Source organism: Allobosea sp. 05L423 (assembly GCF_056397745.1).
In genome coordinates this window covers 47172-65604 of record NZ_JBFTOA010000007.1, presented here as the reverse complement: position 1 = coordinate 65604, position 18433 = coordinate 47172, and the positions used below count along the sequence as shown (strand labels likewise).

The 18433-nt window shown below is 61.3% G+C and carries 15 protein-coding genes; 3 read left to right on the top strand and 12 right to left on the bottom strand.

The window, feature by feature from the left end:
- Nucleotide 1 precedes the first annotated feature (1 nt).
- The 8 genes from AC1DNE_RS17505 to AC1DNE_RS17470 are packed head-to-tail and all read right to left on the bottom strand — an operon-like array spanning nucleotide 2 to nucleotide 9964.
- On the bottom strand, nucleotides 2-841 hold the full coding sequence (locus AC1DNE_RS17505) for an ABC transporter permease (protein ID WP_441471864.1): 840 nt from the start codon (nucleotides 839-841) through the stop codon (nucleotides 2-4).
- Nucleotides 841-1845, bottom strand: coding sequence for an ABC transporter permease (locus tag AC1DNE_RS17500; protein WP_441471863.1), 1005 nt, complete (start codon nucleotides 1843-1845; stop codon nucleotides 841-843). The genes AC1DNE_RS17505 and AC1DNE_RS17500 overlap by 1 nt, the downstream gene beginning before the upstream one ends.
- A 34-nt stretch (nucleotides 1846-1879) precedes the next feature.
- Nucleotides 1880-3448, bottom strand: coding sequence for an ABC transporter substrate-binding protein (locus tag AC1DNE_RS17495; RefSeq protein WP_441471862.1), 1569 nt, complete (start codon nucleotides 3446-3448; stop codon nucleotides 1880-1882).
- 23 nt (nucleotides 3449-3471) lie between these two features.
- Nucleotides 3472-4215 (bottom strand): SDR family NAD(P)-dependent oxidoreductase, encoded by a 744-nt coding sequence (locus tag AC1DNE_RS17490; protein ID WP_441471861.1) that lies wholly within the window; start codon nucleotides 4213-4215, stop codon nucleotides 3472-3474.
- Nucleotides 4212-6200, bottom strand: a complete 1989-nt coding sequence (locus AC1DNE_RS17485) for a hydantoinase B/oxoprolinase family protein (protein ID WP_476765547.1) — start codon at nucleotides 6198-6200, stop codon at nucleotides 4212-4214. The genes AC1DNE_RS17490 and AC1DNE_RS17485 overlap by 4 nt, the downstream gene beginning before the upstream one ends.
- Entirely contained in the window at nucleotides 6200-8245 is a 2046-nt protein-coding gene (locus AC1DNE_RS17480) for a hydantoinase/oxoprolinase family protein (RefSeq protein ID WP_476841137.1), read from the bottom strand. Before AC1DNE_RS17480 ends, AC1DNE_RS17485 begins: the two co-directional genes overlap by 1 nt.
- A gap of 3 nt (nucleotides 8246-8248) precedes the next feature.
- Nucleotides 8249-9193 carry a polysaccharide deacetylase family protein gene (locus AC1DNE_RS17475; protein WP_441471858.1) on the bottom strand — a complete coding sequence of 315 codons (945 nt, stop codon included), beginning with the start codon at nucleotides 9191-9193 and terminating at the stop codon, nucleotides 8249-8251.
- Between the two features lie 9 nt (nucleotides 9194-9202).
- Nucleotides 9203-9964 (bottom strand): SDR family NAD(P)-dependent oxidoreductase, encoded by a 762-nt coding sequence (locus AC1DNE_RS17470; RefSeq protein ID WP_441471857.1) that lies wholly within the window; start codon nucleotides 9962-9964, stop codon nucleotides 9203-9205.
- A gap of 95 nt (nucleotides 9965-10059) precedes the next feature.
- Between AC1DNE_RS17470 and AC1DNE_RS17465 the strand changes: the two genes are divergently transcribed.
- On the top strand, nucleotides 10060-10848 hold the full coding sequence (locus AC1DNE_RS17465) for an IclR family transcriptional regulator (protein ID WP_441471856.1): 789 nt from the start codon (nucleotides 10060-10062) through the stop codon (nucleotides 10846-10848).
- A gap of 398 nt (nucleotides 10849-11246) precedes the next feature.
- Here AC1DNE_RS17465 and AC1DNE_RS17460 read toward each other — a convergent pair whose 3' ends face one another.
- From AC1DNE_RS17460 to AC1DNE_RS17445, 4 genes are all read right to left on the bottom strand, one after another.
- The gene (locus tag AC1DNE_RS17460; RefSeq protein ID WP_441471855.1) at nucleotides 11247-12596 is read right to left on the bottom strand and encodes an amidase; all 1350 of its coding nucleotides are present in this window, start codon (nucleotides 12594-12596) and stop codon (nucleotides 11247-11249) included.
- 183 nt (nucleotides 12597-12779) lie between these two features.
- Nucleotides 12780-14453: a thiamine pyrophosphate-binding protein gene (locus AC1DNE_RS17455; protein ID WP_441471854.1), complete on the bottom strand. Its 1674-nt coding sequence runs from the start codon at nucleotides 14451-14453 to the stop codon at nucleotides 12780-12782.
- A gap of 75 nt (nucleotides 14454-14528) precedes the next feature.
- Nucleotides 14529-15383 (bottom strand): hypothetical protein, encoded by an 855-nt coding sequence (locus tag AC1DNE_RS17450; protein ID WP_476765546.1) that lies wholly within the window; start codon nucleotides 15381-15383, stop codon nucleotides 14529-14531.
- A 104-nt stretch (nucleotides 15384-15487) separates the two neighbouring features.
- Nucleotides 15488-16441 carry a LysR family transcriptional regulator gene (locus tag AC1DNE_RS17445; protein ID WP_441471852.1) on the bottom strand — a complete coding sequence of 318 codons (954 nt, stop codon included), beginning with the start codon at nucleotides 16439-16441 and terminating at the stop codon, nucleotides 15488-15490.
- A 260-nt stretch (nucleotides 16442-16701) separates the two neighbouring features.
- Between AC1DNE_RS17445 and AC1DNE_RS17440 the strand changes: the two genes are divergently transcribed.
- Nucleotides 16702-17574 carry an ABC transporter permease gene (locus AC1DNE_RS17440; protein ID WP_441471851.1) on the top strand — a complete coding sequence of 291 codons (873 nt, stop codon included), beginning with the start codon at nucleotides 16702-16704 and terminating at the stop codon, nucleotides 17572-17574.
- Nucleotides 17574-18410, top strand: coding sequence for an ABC transporter permease (locus tag AC1DNE_RS17435; protein WP_441471850.1), 837 nt, complete (start codon nucleotides 17574-17576; stop codon nucleotides 18408-18410). The genes AC1DNE_RS17440 and AC1DNE_RS17435 overlap by 1 nt, the downstream gene beginning before the upstream one ends.
- Nucleotides 18411-18433: the final 23 nt, after the last annotated feature.

Genomic DNA, 18433 nt, shown 5'->3' with positions numbered 1-18433 from the left:
ATCAGACACTGCGCCGCGTACGCGGGTCCAGAATGTCGCGCAGGCCGTCGCCAAAGAGATTGAAGCCCAGCACCGTCAGGAAGATCGCGATGCCCGGAGCGAGAGCGTACCACCAGGCTTCGGGAAGAAACTCACGACTTTCCGCAATCATCCGCCCCCATTCGGGGGTGGGCGGCGGCGCGCCAAGCCCCAGGAAGCCAAGCGTTGCCGCGGTCAGAATCGTCGCGCCCATGCCAATCGACGTCCGGACGATGATGGGCGAAGCGATGTTCGGCAGGATGTGTAGGACGATGACGCGCCAAGGCGATGCACCGAGCGCGACCGCAGACTCCACGAAGACCTCATTCCGCATGGATCGCGTCTCGGCATAGACCAGCCGCGCCCAGAACGGCCAATATGTCAAAGATAGCGCCAGAATGACGTTCTCGATCGATGGTCCGAGCGTCTGCGCGATCGCGATGGCCAGAACGATCTGGGGCACCGCAAGGAAGATCTCGGCGATCCGCATCAGCGCATCGCTGACCCAGTTCTGATAATAGCCGGCGATAAGACCGATCGGTACGCCGATGACGAGCGCCGAGCCGACGGCAATCCCCGCCAGCATCAGCGTGATCCGGGCGCCGAACAGCATTCGGCTGAAGATGTCGCTGCCCATCCGGTCTGTGCCGAAAAGCGCGGTGGCCGATGGCGGTTGAAGCCGGTTCCCGATGTGGAAATCGAAGACATCGTTCGGAAATGGGGCCAGCAGCGGCGCAAACACCGCAGTCAGCACGAGAAGGCCCAGCAGACTCAATCCGATGAATGCGGCTTTATCTTTGGCAAAGCGTTTCAGGAGATCCATCAGGCCGCACCTCGCGGGTCGATCGCAGCCTGCAGCATGTCGACCAGCAGATTGATCAGGACGAAGAGTGCGCCCGTGCAGAGGGTAAAGCCCATCACAGCGTTGTAGTCGGACTGCAGGATCGAGCGCACGGCATAGGCGCCCAAGCCGGGCCAATCAAAGACGGTCTCGACGACAACCGCGCCAGCGAGGAGGATACCAAAAATCAGTCCGAGCTGCGTGACGGTTGCGGTCAATGCCATGCGAAGCACGTATTTCCAGACAATCAGGCGACGAGGCAGCCCCATCGCGGTCTGGTAGGCCACAGACGGCGAGTTGATCACGCCGATAACGCCGTTTCTAGTAAAGCGGACGACGGTGGCCGCAGCGGGCAAAGCCAGGGTCAGTGTCGGCAAGACAATGTGCCTGAGTGCGGAGCCGATCATCTCGCGATCGCCTTCGATCATCGCGTCAACCAGCATGAGACCCGTTACCGGCTCAGGCGGAAATCCCTCAATGCGCCCGGAAAGCGGCAGCCATCCGAGTTTCATCGAGAAGAGGAACTGAAACTGCATCGCCAACCAGAAGGATGCCACAGCAAGGCCTGAAACCGTCACGACCCGAAGCACGTGGTCTATCCATGAATTCCGGTGCAGGCCGCAGAACACGCCCAAGGGGATGCCGATGAGGCCTGCGATCAGGACGGCAAAGATCGTCAGCTCCAGCGTCGCGGGAAGACGAGAAGCGAGGTCGTCGACGATGGGCTGCTGGGTAAAGAGACTAGTGCCGAGATTGCCCTGCGCGATGTCGCGCAGGTAGTTCACGAACTGAACCGGCAATGGCTTGTCAAACCCGAAGCGCTCCCGAACCTGCTGGACCTGCGCAACGGAAGCGTTCTCTCCCGCGGCCAAAACCGCGGGGTCGACGGGAATGACGCGCGACAGCACGAATACGATCGCGAGTAGCCCCACGAGTGTCGGTACGAACCAGAGCAATCGGTTCGCCACCATTGACAGCCAGTTCATGGCAACGCCTCCGGTTGGAAGAAGTCAGGACCGCTCAGCGCTTGAGAGATGCCCAGCGAATATCCTGGCCGTTGCTGACCGGGGAGAAGCGGATGCCCTCGACCTTGCTCGAATAGGGTCCGTACCAACGCGTGTTGTAAACGAAGATGCCGGCGGCATCGTCGTTCACCATCTCGGTCATTTCCTCGTAGAGCTTGCGGCGTTCTTCCTGGCTACTTGAGACAAGGGCACGGTCGAGCCGCTTATCGAATTCGGGATTGCTGTAGTACGAGAAGGTGCGCGTGCCGTGATAACGCGTGCCATAGAGCTCGCCGACCCAGTTATTCGGATCGACGTAGTAGGTGCTCTTCCATAGCGGCACGATATCGGCCTGGGTGTCGGCCTTGCGCATACGGGTGGAGACGAGCGACCAGGGCGAAACCTCGACCACGACCTCGACCCCGATCTGGCGCAATGTGCTCTGAAACAGCGTCGCCGCCTGTTCGGATTCGCTGAAGCCGGCAAGGGCGTTGATGGTGATCGGGCGCAGCGGCTCCGTCACCTTCTTCAGCTCCTCGCGGGCCTTTTCGAGATTGTAACTGTAGCCCTTCAGGCCGGCCGGCGTGCCCCATATGTTGTTGGGGTTGGGTCCCGGATTCCGCGAGACCGAGTCCTTCATGATGCTCTTGATGAAACCGTCGTAGTCGAAGGCGTAGGCCAGCGCGCGGCGGAAATTCGGATTGTTCATCGGCGGTTTGGTGCAGTTCAACGCCAGGATGAACACCCTCATCGATTCCTGCTCGATGATCTGAACGTTGCTCGACTGCCGGAGCCGCTGGATCTGATCATAGGGAAGATAGCCGTCGGCGCCCTGGAAATCGCCGCGGATCAAGCCGAGCACGCGGGTGTTCGTCTCAAGGACCGTACGGAATTCAAGGTCGTCGAAGGGCTGGCCGGTCCACCCCGCAAAATGGTCGGTGAAGCGGCGTGCGGTAAAGCCCACGGCCGGGTCATGCCGACGAAGAGCATAGGATCCCGAGCCCGCCTCGTTGCGCGTGAGCCAGGCCTCGCCCCAGTCCCCATCCTTCTCATTGGCCTTCACCAGCGCGCTGTTGACCACGAGGATGTCGGGCACGGTGGTCAGGAAAATCGCGGATGGGCCATTCAGGTTGAAGACGACGGTGTGAGCATCGGGCGCCTGTGTCGATCCTGGTTTGATGCTGTCGAGGTACAGGCTGGCCGGCCCCTTTTTGAGGGCGAGGATGCGCTCGATCGAGTAGACGACATCGGCAGATGTCAGCGGCTTGCCATCGTGGAACTTGGCGTTCTGCCGCAGCTTGAACGTGTAGACCTTGCCGTCATCCGAGACCGTATGGCTCTCCGCCAGCCATGGGATCATCTTGGGGGGATTGTCGACCCAGCGGTAGAGCCCGTCGTAGAGATTGAAACGCGACGCGGCACGGGCTGTATCAAAAATGGTATGCGGGTCGAGGTTATCGTACGGGCTGTTGTTCGCGTAGACGAACTTGCCGCCAGCCTGAGCCAAAACTCCCTCGATCGAGAGCGATGCCAGGGCGACCGATCCCGCAACCGCTTTAAGTGCGTCTCTCCGTGTCGTCGTCATGCCGTCCCTCCATTGTTATCGTTTCAAGGGTTGCCGGTCACCGAAATGACCTGGCCTGTGATGAAGTCCGCATAGTCGGAGGCGAGGAACATGACCGTGTAGGCGATGTCCTGCGGCGTCCCCGGACGACGCCGCGCCGTGTTGGCAATCATGTTTTCCTGCCGCTCGGCCGAATATGACTGCCACTGCCGCTCATAGTCCGGGCTCGTTCGCTGGAACCCTGGAGCAACCGCATTGACCGTGATCCCGAACGGTCCAAGCTCCTGGCCGAGCTGGCGCGCCAGCCCTATCTCACCGGCCTTGGCGGAGGCATAAGCCTGAATCCCTGTCAGCGAGGTGCGCAGCCCGGCACCGCTGGCGATCAGAACGATCCGCCCCTTGCCGCGCGCCTTCATGCCGGTGCAAACCGCCTGGGACGACAAGAAGGCGCCCGTCAAATTGACGTCGAGCAAAGCGCGCCAGTCGGCCTCCTCGACATCCTCCAGGGGCTTCGCGCTTTGCCCCAGCACCCCGCCCGCCACATAGACCAGGACGTCAGGCGCTCGCCCGCCAATCCTCTCGACCTCCACAACCCACCGGTTGACGGCCGCCTTGTCGAGCAGATCGAGCTGCGTCGCATGCGCCGGCAGGCCGGCCATCTCCTCTTTGAGCCGGTCTGCCGCGAAAACATTGGCGCCCCTCGCCGCAAATTCCTCGACGATGCCTCGGCCGATGCCACGGGCCGCTCCAGCCACCAGCACGGTCTGGTTGACGAACTCGATATTCATGCCGCGTCCTCCAGATGACGAGGCACGATCTGCGGGTACTGTTCCAGAACACGGGCATAGGCCCGCTCCAGTGCCGCAACCGGATCATCCTTGGCGGCCGCATCGGCATTTACCGCAGCGAAGAGCTCATGCTTGACGAAGAAGCGCCACTCGACGGGAAGGGCAAACAAGTGCTGCGACAGGCGGTCCCAAACGGCGTCCGACCAAATGCGCTCGAAGCTCAGCCTCTCGGGATCGAAGGTCATGCCTCCCATGCGTTCCCGTGGCGCCGATCGCAGAGCCTTGGTGGCGGCCTCATCGACAACACCATCCTTGACGACCACGCCATAGGCCCTGGCGCCGCTTTCGGTGACCTTGCCCCCAAGGACGTCCTGCAAGACCTCGTGATCCGGACGTTCGAACGGGTCGCCCCAGCCACCTGCGCCTGCAGCTGAAATCGTCAGCACGTCACCCGGACCGCAGCGAACCACGTCAGTGTTCCCCAGGTGTTCCGGCTTCATGTTGCCGTTGGCGCGATGGAAGCTGCAGGTCGAGCCTGGCAATCCGCCTTCGAGGCCCCAGCAGGAGAAGCGAACGCGGTCGCGGTTTCGAGCTGTCACGACCGAGTTCGGCGTGAACATCTGAAAGGTCATCTGAGCCGCGAGGCCGCCACGATAGCGACCTGGGCCGCCTGAATCGGGCACCAGCTCGTAGCTTCTGACGCGTATCGGCACCTCCGCCTCGGTGATCTCGACAGGCGTATTCTTCAGGAACGAGTTCGAACCATCCTGCCCATCCTCGAACGAGCTTCCCCCACCGCCGCCGGTGATGGGGTTGATCGAGGCCATGGCCAGCCGACCTGTGCGACTGTCAGTGGTGCGTACGTTCAGGATACCGCCGCCGCCCGACGGGCCAGCGGGCAGGCGATCGGGCATCGCACGCGAGAAGGCACCGATGACCATGCCTTGAATGCGTGCGCACGTCAGGCTGCGCATGCCCGTGGCCGCCGGGTAGACCGGATTGACGACCGAGCCCTCCGGCAGAATGCACTGAACCGGACGCAGAAGCCCCATGTTGAGCGCGACCGTTCGATCGAGCGAGTAGACAACATAGTTGTAGCCGACGAGCGGCAGGATATGGCGCGGCAGGCCGCCAGTCGGCATATTCAGCGCCGACTGAAGCTGCGGGTCGCTGCCTGTGAAGTCGAAGGTCGCTTCGTCGCCCCGAACCCTGACCGACAGCTTCAGCCGACATGGAACGCCGCCGGGGCTATCCTCGTCGATGTAATCGGTGAATTCGTAATCCCCATCCTGAATCGAGGCGAAGAGCTGGCGCGCCTGTCTCTCAGCCAGATCCAGTACGCCATAGGTCGCGGCACAGACAGTCTCGACGCCGAAGCGGGCGATCGCATCGCGGATCTTGCGCTCGCCGGTCTTCAGCGAGGCGATCTGGGCTTTGAGGTCGCCCCAGTTCTGATCGGGCATGCGGACATTGCGCAGCATGATGCGCAGCACGCTCTCGTTCATCGCCCCAGCTTCGACTAGCTTCATGGGCGGGATCCGAATTCCCTCCTGCTGCACCTCCGTCAGCGCGCGAGATAGCGAAGCCGGCACCGCACCGCCCATATCGGTATTGTGGATATGGCCCACTGCGAAGCAGACGAGCCGATCTTCATGGAACACCGGCATCCAGAGATGGATATCGGGAGCGTGGGTGCAGACATAGCCGGAATACGGGTCGTTGGTGATGCAGATGTCACCAGGCTTGTAATCCGTGATAGCGTCGATCGCGCCCTTGTAGTCGAGGCCGATGAACCAGGTCGCGCCGAGGTCTTTCGGGCTGGCGAAGGTTTGCCCACAAGGCGTCGTCAGTCCGCTGGTAAAATCTTCCGTCTCCTTGACGAAGGCGGAATGCGCCGTCCGCAGAAGCGTGAATGCCATGCTTTCGGCCGCAGCCTCGAAATGGCTCTTCAGGACCTGCAGCGTGACAGGATCTAGCGCCGCCATCAGATCGCACTCCGCTTCAAGATCAGATTGCCGAAGCCATCGACATGGCCCTCGAAACCGGGCGGGGCCCAGGTCGTCGTGTCGTCTTGCAAAATCACGGCCGGGCCGGCGAAGGACGCGCCCGGGGACAGGTCGTTTCGATCAAAGAGACCGGCCTCGATCGTCGATCCTTGATGGACGATCGGAACCCGCGTCCTGGGCTGCACCTGCTGCAGCTTCAGCCCCTGTTCTGCGAACTCGGGCTTTGGTGTGCCCCCTGCAATGACCACACGGAGCGCAACGATCTGAACATCTGCCGCATCGTCCGAGTGATCATAGATTTCGGCGTGACGCTTATGGAACGCCGCAGCAATCGCGGCATGGTCGCCGTCGACGACCCAGGCCTCCTCCAAGGGCGTCTCGATCTCATAGGATTGGCCGCGGTAACGCATGTCGGCCGTGATCGACAGCGCGGCCTCGCCGGCATAGCCCTGCCCTTCGAAGAGCCAGGCGCGGGCTTCACTGGCGAGCTCATCCATCGCCTGGCGCAAGCTGTCGAACGAGCGCGGTCCGACATCGAGGAAGACCACACGCACGAAATCCGAACGCAGATCTGCAAGCAGGCCTCCAAGGGCGGCCAGCACACCTGGTGTTTGAGGGATGATGACGGACCGCATGCCCATGGCATCGGCCAGTAGGCAGCCGAGCATGGGACCAGCGCCACCGAATGCCAGAAGCGCATAGCCGCTCGGCTCTTCGCCAACCTGCGAGAACAGCCGGCTGGTTTCCCGGTACATGTTGGCGACAGCAAGCTGGATGATGGCTTCAGCCGCGCGTTCCGACGAGCGGTCGAGGCCTCTGGCAATTGGTTCAAGCGCCGCAAGCGCTCGGGATCGGTCAACGTTGACGGCGCCATATCCGAGCTCGCCAGCGCCCAGAACGCCGATGGTCGCGAAGGCATCGGTGATCGTTGCCCGCTCGCCACCACGGCCGTAGCAGGCCGGTCCAGGTGTCGATCCCGCGCTTTCAGGCCCGACGCGCAAAACACCCAACGTGTCCACGGAGGCAATCGAGCCTCCCCCGGCTCCAATCGAGGACACCGACACTGTCGGAAGATAGATCGGATACTCCCCGACGAGTTCGCCGGAGCGGAAGTCAGGCATCCCGTCCTTGAGCAGCGCGACATCGGCGCTTGTGCCGCCGATGTCGAGACTCATGACTCTGGAGAAGCCAGCCAGCTTGGCCGTGAAGCCTGCACCGATCACACCGGCAGCCGTGCCGGACAGCAGCATCTCGATGCTGCGCACCTTGCCAGCCGCGGCGGTCATGACGCCGCCGTTCGACTTGGTAATCATCGGGGCGGGAACGACCCCCCTCTCGATCAGAGCATCCTCGAGGCGGCCGATGTAATGGGACACCCGAGGCTGCACCGAGCCATGGATGCAGGCCGTGATGGTGCGCTCGTACTCTCGGACAATTGGCCAGATGTCGGCGGAGCAGAAAACCGGCAAGTCAGGTCGCAGGCGTTCGATTTCGGCTTTGACCAGCCTTTCATGTGCAGGGTTCTTGTAGCTGTGCAGCAAGGCGATCACGATCGCCTCGGCCCCGCTTGCCTCCAGTCGACCTAGAACGGTGGCGATCGCGGCCGGATCCGGAATGACCTCTGCAACGCCATCCGCATTGATGCGCTCCGGCAACGGCAACACGCGTTTTCTCGGCACCAAAGGAACCGGTCGGCGCGAGAACAGATCATAAGGATCCGGGATCTTCAGGCGCGCGAGCTCCAGGACGTCGCGAAAACCTTCGGTGACGATCAGTCCAAGCTTCGCGCCCTTGCCCTGAATGATGCTGTTCACGCCGACTGTAGAGCCATGGGTGAAGTAGCTGACCTGCGAAGGCGCGATGCCGAAGCGCTTTTCGATCTCATCCAGCCCCTGAAGGACCTCAGCTCCAGGAGCGTCCGGGCGCGACAGAACCTTGAGCGTCCGCAGATTCAGCGTCGCTTCGTCGAGCACGCTGAAATCGGTGAAGGTGCCGCCGATGTCGACGCCAATGCGATAGGCCATCTGTCAGCTCCGGCCGTTGGTGGCTGACGGAACAGGAGCGCTAAGACCGGCTTCATCTGCGCAATAGCGGCAAATCTCTTCGTGCGTCGCGAACCAGACGGAGCCTTTTGCTTTCGCCGCCCTGATCACTTCGTCGAGAATGAAAATCCGTGAGCGGTGACCGATGATGTGCGGGTGCATCGTCAGCTGGAATAACCCGCCCTCCTCCGCAGCGACGTCGAGTTCTCGCAGGAAGAGATCGAGCACCATGGGCGGCCCGCTGTGAGGCCGCAGCCCCTTGAAGCGATCCATGCCGAAATAGACGGCATCGTCCCGGATCCACTCCACCGGCAACTCCACGATTCCGGTCGGCTGCCCCTCGTCGAGAAGCTCGTAGGGCTCGTCGTCTGCCATCAATGAGGAATCGTAGAGCAACCCCATTTCGCGAACGATCTTCAGCGTCCATGGACTGAAATCCCATGACGCGGTCCGCATGCCCTTCGGCTCCCGGCCGGTCAGCTTCGTCAACGTGTCGCGGGCACGGAGCGCCAGATCACGTTCCGTGTTGTAGTCGAGCACCGAGTTGAGCTCGTGGATCCAGCTATGGATCGCCACCTCATGCCCGGCATCTCCAACTGAACGGGCTTCCTGGTCATGCAAAAGCGCGGCAACGGCTGGCATGAAGAAGCTGGCCGGAACCGAGTGGCGGGCAAGAGTTGCAAGGATACGCGGAATGCCGGAGCGATTGCCGTATTGCCCCTGGCTCAGCTTGGAGTAAGAGCGCCCACCCTCCCGGAGCTCGTTCGTCTCGTGATCGGAGTCGAAGGACAGGGCGACGGCGAACTTGGCGCCATTCTTCCAAACTCCAGGCTTGAGCGACCGCCCTGCCCGGACGTGGTTCACCACCTGCCGCCAAGTCTCCTCACTCCACGTCCAGGGCTTGGTGTCGGGGGGCAGTGTGACGTTCATCGGAAGCACTCAGCGATTGAACTGGAACCCATCCACCACGATGTCTTGGCCCGTGATGAAGCAGGGGTTCGAGGTTGCTAGGAACGTGACGAGCTCTGCCACGTCATCGGGCTTGCCCATTCGCTTCAGCGCGATGCCGGCATCGGCAATCGCGGGGCCGCGGGCTCGGGTCAGTGTGTTGCCGACTTCGGTCTCGATGATGCCGGGGCAGACGGCATTTATGAGGATCTCCGGGCCGAGCTCTTTGGCGAGAGCGCGGGTCATCCCGATGATTCCGGCCTTGGCAGCCGCATAGGCGAACCGGCTGACGGCAGCAGTCACACCGCCAGAATGCGCATTCAGCGACGACATCGACACGATGCGCCCACGACCCTGGCGCTGCATTATCGGTGCGACAGCCTGGATGTAGTTGAAGCAGCTCTTCAGATTGAGAGCGATAGTGTGGTCGAACTCGGCTTCAGTGATCTCGAAGATACCCTTCGGCATCCCTTTGCCAGCATTGTTCACGAGGACGTCTACGCGGCCCCACTGCGCGACGACTTCCGCAACAATACGGCTCGCCTCTTCTTTGAAGATGACGTCCGACTGGAAAGTCAACACGCGCCGGCCTAGCGATATTATTTCGTCAGCCGTGCGCTTGAGCTCATCCGGCAACAGATCGACGAGCGCAACGTCCAGTCCAGACTTCGCAAGAGACAGCGCGCAAGCGCGGCCTATACCTCGCGCGCCACCCGTGACAATCGCCACGGGCGCAGCGTTGCTCGAATTCATGACTCACCCTCTTTCAAGAGGGTTGATTTCCTCTTGATTAAGGGAGAGCCTATCGCCGGCAAATTGGTTCGCCAAGAGAGATTCGGTTCACGTCCATGAACACCGAGGTCAAGTCTGCGGCGCGCGTGTTGGACCTGCTGGAGTATCTTGCAGGCTGCTCTGAGCCCGTGAAGCTGAAGGAAATCGTCGCGGCTCTGGGATTTCCGAAGAGCAGCGCTCATGCGCTGGCTCAGACCCTGGTTTCACGCGGTTACGCAATTCAGGACGCGACTGAGCGATACGTGCTTGTCCATGCTAGTCGCCATCAATCGGCTTCTCGCGCGCTCGAAGCCCGCCTCCTTTCTGCGGCGCACCCGATCATGGAACAGCTTCGGGACGAGAGCGGCGAGACAGTCATGCTGGCGGTTCTAACTCAGCGAGGCGATTGCCGACGCATTGCCAAATGCGTGAGCCGGCAGGCCGTCCGCTACGATATCGAACTGGATGGCCTTTCCGACTCTTACTGCTCAGCCACCGGCCGTCTCCTACTCGCTCACTGGGATCCCGTTCTTACCGACGGTTACTTTGCGAGGGCGCATCTCGTACAGAGGACTCCTAAGACCGTCACAGATCCCGACGCGATAAGGGGAATGTTCGACACGATCCGCGCCGAAGGCTTAGCCGTCAGCGACGAAGAGCACGTAACGGGATCGACGGGGCTTGCCGCGCCGATCTGGGGGAGAGAGGGCAAGGTCATAGCCGCGCTCAACCTTGGCGTCGTAGCACTAAGATACCACGCTCGCGCGCGAGAGCTTGCTGATCTGCTTAAGGATGCCGCGCGTCGGATCAGCGGACGTTTGGGCCATAGAGCATCCCCAGATCATGAAGTTTCATCCCCGGTATGAACGCATCTATCAGCCTTCGACAATGGCCCTTGATCATCGCCGCCCAGGCGCTTTAAATCACTCTAGTCGCGACCCAATTAACTCGTTGAGCTAATAGAATAATTTAAGATTTCAAGCGCCAGACCGCTCGTAAAACAATAGTGCCTATAAGATCAGCATTTATCGTCCGCTGGACAGTAATCGCCAATTCTTCGAACTTCGGCCGCGTATACATCTAAATCGTCGCGTTCGAATTCGGAATACCAAGATGAATTTCTCTTAAGACGATCCGATCCACAACAGGAAGAGAAATTAAAATCAGAAAAATGCTGATCAATAGCCCTTACGCGCCACAGACTTCAGCGCGCTCCTTGTCAGATCTGAAGCGCTAGTCGGCCGGTTACTCAAGGAGATTTGCCTTATCTAGCCAGCACCGCTTCCAGCGCGGAAGCTGCTTTCAACAACATGTCGTCGTGATTGAAATCCGCGACCATCTGGAGGCCGAACCCGGGGCCTCCGATGGGAAGCGGCAGCGAGAGTGCCGGAACCCCCAGATAGCTGAACGCTGGGGTATAGGCTCCGAGCCTCGCATTGAAATCGAGGATCGCGCCTGTGCCCGACAACCTCTCATACTCGTCGCGTCGAGGCGGAAGAGATGGCGATGTCGGCATAAGAATGACATCCACCTCGGAAAAGACCGCCTGCCTCAACTTCGCCAGATGTTCTTCGCGCGCTTTCCGGGCCAGGAGATAAAGGCTCCCGGGATATGTGAGCCCCTGGAGCAATCGATCCCGAACCTGCGGACCAATCTTCTCTCGGTCGGAGTGCAACCGGGCGGCATGCTCGGCCCCCGCCTCCGTAAGGAAAACGACGGCGGAGAGAGCAGAGAGGTCGGCGAGGTCCTCGATCTGCACCGACCTAAGGTCTAGGCCCACCCGACCCGCGGCGGCCATCACGCTTTCAAAGGCGTCCGCGACTTCCCCGTCCGGCGACACGGTCAACGATTTCGAATCGAGGACGCCAAAGCGGATAGCCCTCTCCTCCCCGATCCGCCTCTCGAAGCTCAGCTGCGATCGTTCCGGAACAATTGCATCGAGAATGCGGGCACAGTCGCGCACGGTGCGAGCTAGAGGACCGATGGTGTCGAGGCTGCCCGAGACTGGAAAGCAGCCATGGGACGGGACCAGACCCACCGACGGCTTCATCCCGACGATGCCGCAAAATGCGGCCGGGATCCGAATCGACCCTCCTGTGTCCGTTCCCAGCGCGCCATACACCAACCCGCGAGCAACAGCCGCAGCGCTTCCGCTCGAAGAACCACCGGTCACCCGGTCCGGGTCTCGCGGGTTCTCCAGGAAACCGTAGTGCTCGCTCCAGCCGGCGGGGCCCATGGCAAATTCCGACAGGTGGAGGCAGCCCATATTCACGGAACCAGCCGAATCCAGAGCGGCCAGAGCGGCGGCCGTGCTCGAACCCTCCAGATGGAAATGGGAATGGGTGGCGAATGACGCCTTTTCTGACCGGATCGAGAAGAGATCCTTATGCGCCAATGGCACTCCGTAGAGGCTTCCCTTCCGATCGCGCGTGCCGTCCAGAAGGCGCGACCGCGATATTGCCCCTTCCTTGTCAAACCGTATGAAGCAAGCCCGAGCGGCCGGACTGGATTCGATCCTCTCGATCGACGCCGATACGAGCTCCGATGGCAGGATCTGTCCGGAAGAAACAAGCTCCGAGGCGGTGCACAGATCGACGTCAAGAAGATCAGCCATTCTTGGGCGCTCTCACATGCGACTCATCAAAGCCGGGCTGTCTGGGCGCGCTTTGCAGCAACAGGACTGGCAGCTTTTGAGCAATGCGGGTCACCGCCTCATCAAGCCGGCCCGCATCCTCCTCGGGAAGAACAATTCCGTAGTGCAACGCGAGGACGTCCCGCGGCCGACCAGCCCGTTCGCTCATAATTCCCTCTCAAGGACGGCATCGAAATTGGTCACTGGCGGAAAGGCCTCGCGATCAACGACAATGTCGATCACGCAAGGATGGTCGGCAGCAATGCCGCGAGCAAGTGCTCGGTTGAGTTCGTCCCTGTTCGTCGCCCGCAGCCCTGTGGCGCCGAGCGCCTTGGCAGCCAAAGCGAAATCGGAGGCAGTGAAGTCGTTTGCTTCGGCCACGACATTCCCGTTCCAGCGGTATTTTTGCTCGTGATATTCGAACGCCAGACCGTTGTTGTTGAACACCAGGATGAGAGCGGGAATCTTGTAGCGGACGGCCGTTTCGATATCCGCGAGATGGTAGCCGGCTCCACCATCTCCAGTGATGCAGACGACCTTCTCCTTGCGTGCCATCTGCACGCCCAAGGCAGCGGGCAGCGCCCAGCCGAGAGACCCCACAGCCCGGAAGAACGCGTTGTAGCGCAGCGTCGGAAACAGAACGCCGGTCCAGGCGGCCATATAGCCCGTATCGGCCACGACGGTGATCTCGGATCCGTAGCGAGACAGTTCCTCGAGGACAGACACTGGCGAGAGTACCTCATGCGAAGCGACACGGGCGGTGTGACGCGTAAATCGCTCCAGCCAGGCCGCGCTCTCCTTCTGGCAATCGGCGAGCCAATCGCTCGCATCGGTGGGCGCATTCTTCAGGGCTTCGCTCAGCAGTCCGTCGACGAACGCCCGGATATCAGAGCGAATGCAGAACGCCGGCGCATAAGGGTTGGCAAACGCCGTGAGATCCTGATCGACCTGGAGCACATTCGCCTTTCGCGAAGGCAGGCTGTAGCCGTTGGTCGACAGCCCCCCTAGCCGCGTCCCAAGCGCCAGCACGCAATCGGCCTGCGCCATAAGGCGGTTCGCCGTGACCGACGAGTAGCGACCGACGATTCCGCAGAACTGCTTGCATGAGGACAGGACGGCGGGCTTGCCCCCCATCGTTGCGACCACGGGGATGGCTAGCGCTTCCGCGAGGCGCGCGACGGCTTGTCCCGCGTCGCCGAGGCGAACTCCTTCGCCGACGAGGATCATCGGCCGCTTCGCCGATCTGAGAGCCTCAAGGGCGCTGGCCGTTTCCTCGCTGGCGGCCTGCAGCCTGTTGAATGTCGGCAGGGGTCCCTTGCCTTCGACGCCCTCGCTCGCCCCGGGCATTCCGAAATAGTTCTTGGGAACATCGAGGTGCGTCGGCCCCCGCGTCGGGGAGACGGCAGCGGTCAGCGCCTGCCTCATCAATGAGGCGACCTGCCCCGGCTCTTCGGCGGCACCGTTCCACTTCGTGACCGGGCCGAACATCGTGTTCTGATCGATCGCCTGATACTCGTTCACATGTACAGCGCCGGTCGCGGTGGCGCCCGTCAGCGCAAAAACCGGAGACTGAGCCCAAAAGGAGTCGGCCAGTGCCGCCGCGACATTGACGGCCCCTGGCCCCGCTTGTCCGTACGTCACGGCGACCTTGTCAGTCGCACGCGCGAACCCATCCGCCATATAGACTGCGCCAGGTTCGCTGCGGGCCACGATCATCTTGATCCCGGCATCGCGCAGGGCGATCCAGAGCGGCTGATCGCCGCCCGTCAGCATGAAGAAGTGCTCGACACCGCACTCTTTCAGAGTGCGCGCAATATTGGTCGCAACGGTCTGGGTCATCGTAGAGCTCGCGAAGTGTGAGGAGTTGATCGCCGGATTGGAAAATCAGGCCCGGTTGCCGACACGGCCCGTCGGCTACGGGGATGCACCGAGCCATCGCTCCAGGAATATCCGGAGCGGCATTCCGATGGCTGAGCCGAGATCGAGCGCAGCAGTGTTCGCACGAGAGATGATGCCGGCTGTCAGCGTGGACGCGGCATTCCCGATCTCTGCGCTCTCGTGGTCGACCGTGACGGCAGCAATGCCTCGGCCGCCGAGGGGATCAAGACGGCCGGTCCCAGCATCGTCGCATCCGTTGCCCGCGTCATTGAACGCGACAAAGCGGGCTGCAACATTGATCGCTTTCGAACGGTCGCCACCTATCAGACCACCATGCGATCCGGTGATAACGACACGTCCCTGATCCCTCGCCTCAATCAAGGACGCGGAGTCGATACAGACGACGCTTTCCAGACCTGAGGCAAGAACGACCTCGCTGCGATGCTCATTGACGACGTCGACCGGCATCTGGCCCTGGCCGAGTTGAGCCAGTCGCTTCAGTGCCTCCATACTGACCATATCGGGAACCACCCCGGCTCGCCGGGCAATGCGGTTGGCATGGCTGATAATGCCCCTTCTCGCCATATCGCTGGCGTCGCCGATGCGGGCGCTCGAATGGCTGACCGTCGCGACTCCGACCCCGGACCGATCGCCCTCGGCGAGGGCGGCGATGCCAGCGTCGTTGAGACCTCGGCCAGCGTCGTTCAACACCAGGCCTCGAGGCTGAACACTCAGTCCCTTGAACGCAGAGTAGAGGCCGCCATGAGACCCGGACAGAACAACGAGGCCCCTGGCCGCCTCTGTTAGATAATTGATTGAATCAACTCGACAGAGCCAAGGCGCAGTCTCGATTTCTTCCCTGGCGGCGTCGTCTGATGCGACGTTCGACAACTGCTTCCCTCCGGCCAGTGCCAACGGCCGCGAGGATGAGTCAGTGATTATGATAATTCAACGATGATGTTTTCTCATCTATCGATAACAAAATGGGATCGATTTCAAATCGCCTGATCTTCCGTTTCGCTGGCCAGCTGAGCCGCGACGTCAGTCACCGTGCGGCTGAAGCGTTCTATCGACGGCGCGCTCTGTTCGCCGCGCCGACGGATCAGAGTCACGGGCGCTGGCTGATATTCGATCGGAAATGGCAACACGCGAAGCTCTGCCTCGGCAGTGAAATGGCGGGCGATTTCCGTCGGCAGAATGCCAATCAGGTCGCTGTCCAGGAGAAAGGCCTTGATGATTTCCAGGGATGAACTCTCGACCTGAACCCGAGGCGGCGTCAGCCCTGATTGCATAAACAGGGCGCTCAGCGCCTGCCTTGCAGCTGTCCGAGATGGAGGCACGATCCAGCCGAAGCCCGCTGTCTCCGAGAGCGCGACCTGATCGCGGCGGCCCAGCGTGGGATGCTTCCCGTTCACCACCGCCGCGAAGCGCTGATAGTAGAGGATCTGCTGGTCCAGAGCGTGTTCATGCTCGGAGACATATCGCCCGATCACGCAGTCCAGCTCGCGCTGCAGAAGCTGGTTGACGAGCGCCTGTGTCGTTCCTTCGTGGATGTCGAGGGTCAAGGAGACCTTCTCGCTCGTGAACCGCTTCAGAGTACGCGGTATCAGCGCGGGCGATAGAAACGCGATTGCCCCAAGTCGCAGATGCCCGATTTCACCCGCGGTGATGGCTTCGATCTCGGACCGGGTATGCGCCAGCTCATTGAGGAGAGCGACCGCACGCGCAATCAATGCCTCTCCGATCCCGTTCGGATGCATTCCGCTGCGGCCGCGGTCGAAAAGCTGAACCTCGAAGATCTCCTCGACCTCGCGGATGATTTTGCTGATCGCCGGCTGGCTCAGGCCCATCTCCTGGGCAGTTCGATGAGCGTTGCGAAAGCGCCCGACGTTTGCGAGCACCATCAGGTGCTGGACCTTCAGTCGGGATTGCAGGTCGGCGGTGAACATACGTCGGAGCCTCCGAATTTTCGATATCGTTCCGTTATCGTCTGATGAAAAAACATCATCATTGAATTATCAAAATATCTCCGCCTATCCTTTCTTTCTAGTAGACGGCGGCACGTTTCGCACCACGCCGCGCACTAGAGATCGTGGCGGGACATGTTCGACGTTGCTGCTCTGAATGGCCTGAATCCTGCTCGCATCGACGGCGGTGAGCGGCCTGTTGGGCTCATCGAAAAATCGTCAGACGTCCGAGGGACATGCCGATGAGGTCTTCAGCCACTCCAGGATCGCGGCAGGCGCTTCTCGCTCTTCCCGGTGCGATCTGGCTGCTGACGTTTGCCGTGCTGCCTTTGGGCTTTCTGGTCGTCATGTCGTTCTGGTCGACCACCATCTTCGGCCTTTCGACCGAATTCACGCTCGACAATTACGCCACCATTTTCTCCGATAGCGTCTATCTCACTATCCTCGCCAAAACGATCCGGATGGCGCTGATCACGACAGCGCTGACGTTGTTGTTCTCCTATCCGGTCGCCTATTTCCTCGCCGGCCTGACCGGCCGCGGCAAGGCGATCTGCCTTCTCCTGCTCTTCATGCCGTTCTGGTCGAGCTACGTCGTGCGCACATTCCTGTGGCTGCCGATGCTGGGGCGGAACGGCCTCGTCAACACGCTGCTGATGAAGATCGGCATCATCAACGAGCCGATCAATGTCCTGCTTTTCTCGGAGGGCACCGTCCATCTCGGGCTGATTTACGTCTACTCGCTGTTCATGATCCTGCCGATCTACCTGTCGCTCGATCGCCTCGACAAACGCCTGATCGAAGCTGCGGCCGATCTCGGAGCCGGTCCAGTCAACACATTCAGGCGCATCGTCCTGCCACTGAGCATGCCCGGTGTCCTGTCGGGCAGCGTCATGGTCTTCCTGCTCGCCTGCGGCGCCTATGTGACGCCGCAGCTTCTCGGCGGCACCGCCGGCGTCATGTTCGGCAACATCATCGCCGCCCAGTACTTGAACACGAACAACTGGCCGCTCGGCGCCGCGTTGTCCGTCGTCCTGGTGCTCGTGGTCCTGGCCGGGATGTTCCTGGTCGGCCGCAAGGCCAAGATGGAAGAGATCTTCGTTGGAGGGCAGCACTGATGAGAAACGCCGCTCTCCAGGCCGAAGCTCGGCCAGCCACGTCGTTCATCTGGCCACGCGCCGAAAACCTGCGCAAAAGCATGCTTTACGCCTATGCCGCCCTGTTCTTCCTTTTCCTGTATGCGCCGATTGGGCTCCTTCTCGTTCTGTCGGTCAATGATTCCGAGGTGATCGGACTGCCCTTCAAGGGCACCACCTTACGCTGGTACCAATACGTCCTGACGACGCCCGAGCTCATGCGCGCGCTGGCGAACAGCTTCGCGCTCGGCTTTGTCAGCGCGGGCATCGCGACTGCAATCGCGCTGATGATGGCCATGGGCTTCCGACGGGAGTTCCCGCTCAAGGGCCTTCTGATGAAGATCGTGCTCCTGCCGATCCTGATTCCGGGCATTGTCGGGAGCGCCGTGTTCCTGGTTTTCTTCGGTTATCTGGAAATCCCGTTCGGACTGTGGACCACGGCGTTGATGGTCCATATCACCTGGGCTCTACCCTTCGCCTTCCTGACGATCTTTCCGCGACTGCACGGTTTCGATCGCGGCCTCGAGGAAGCGGCGATGGATCTGGGCGCCACGCCGATCGTCGTCTTCCGGCGAATACTCCTGCCGATCGTCCGGCCAGGCATCGTCGCGACCTTCCTCTTCGCCTTCACACTGTCGTTCGACGAGTTCGTGCGCACGTTCCTCGTCATCGGCACGCAGCGCACGATCCCCGTTCATCTCTGGACTTTGATCGTCGATCAAATGGCGCCGTTTCTGCCCGCCGTCGGCGTCGTGATCATGGCTGTTTCGGTCAGCGTTTCGCTCGTCGGCTTCGCTCTTACGCCGAAGGAGAAGTGAAGCCGCACCGGCAAGACACCGCT

Bases quoted from the DNA above. Each gene is read 5' to 3' on its own strand.
- AC1DNE_RS17505 (WP_441471864.1), bottom strand. From the start codon at position 841: ATGGATCTCCTGAAACGCTTTGCCAAAGATAAAGCCGCATTCATCGGA.
- AC1DNE_RS17500 (WP_441471863.1), bottom strand. From the start codon at position 1,845: ATGAACTGGCTGTCAATGGTGGCGAACCGATTGCTCTGGTTCGTACCG.
- AC1DNE_RS17495 (WP_441471862.1), bottom strand. From the start codon at position 3,448: ATGACGACGACACGGAGAGACGCACTTAAAGCGGTTGCGGGATCGGTC.
- AC1DNE_RS17490 (WP_441471861.1), bottom strand. From the start codon at position 4,215: ATGAATATCGAGTTCGTCAACCAGACCGTGCTGGTGGCTGGAGCGGCC.
- AC1DNE_RS17485 (WP_476765547.1), bottom strand. From the start codon at position 6,200: ATGGCGGCGCTAGATCCTGTCACGCTGCAGGTCCTGAAGAGCCATTTC.
- AC1DNE_RS17480 (WP_476841137.1), bottom strand. From the start codon at position 8,245: ATGGCCTATCGCATTGGCGTCGACATCGGCGGCACCTTCACCGATTTC.
- AC1DNE_RS17475 (WP_441471858.1), bottom strand. From the start codon at position 9,193: ATGAACGTCACACTGCCCCCCGACACCAAGCCCTGGACGTGGAGTGAG.
- AC1DNE_RS17470 (WP_441471857.1), bottom strand. From the start codon at position 9,964: ATGAATTCGAGCAACGCTGCGCCCGTGGCGATTGTCACGGGTGGCGCG.
- AC1DNE_RS17465 (WP_441471856.1), top strand. From the start codon at position 10,060: ATGAACACCGAGGTCAAGTCTGCGGCGCGCGTGTTGGACCTGCTGGAG.
- AC1DNE_RS17460 (WP_441471855.1), bottom strand. From the start codon at position 12,596: ATGGCTGATCTTCTTGACGTCGATCTGTGCACCGCCTCGGAGCTTGTT.
- AC1DNE_RS17455 (WP_441471854.1), bottom strand. From the start codon at position 14,453: ATGACCCAGACCGTTGCGACCAATATTGCGCGCACTCTGAAAGAGTGC.
- AC1DNE_RS17445 (WP_441471852.1), bottom strand. From the start codon at position 16,441: ATGTTCACCGCCGACCTGCAATCCCGACTGAAGGTCCAGCACCTGATG.
- AC1DNE_RS17440 (WP_441471851.1), top strand. From the start codon at position 16,702: ATGAGGTCTTCAGCCACTCCAGGATCGCGGCAGGCGCTTCTCGCTCTT.
- AC1DNE_RS17435 (WP_441471850.1), top strand. From the start codon at position 17,574: ATGAGAAACGCCGCTCTCCAGGCCGAAGCTCGGCCAGCCACGTCGTTC.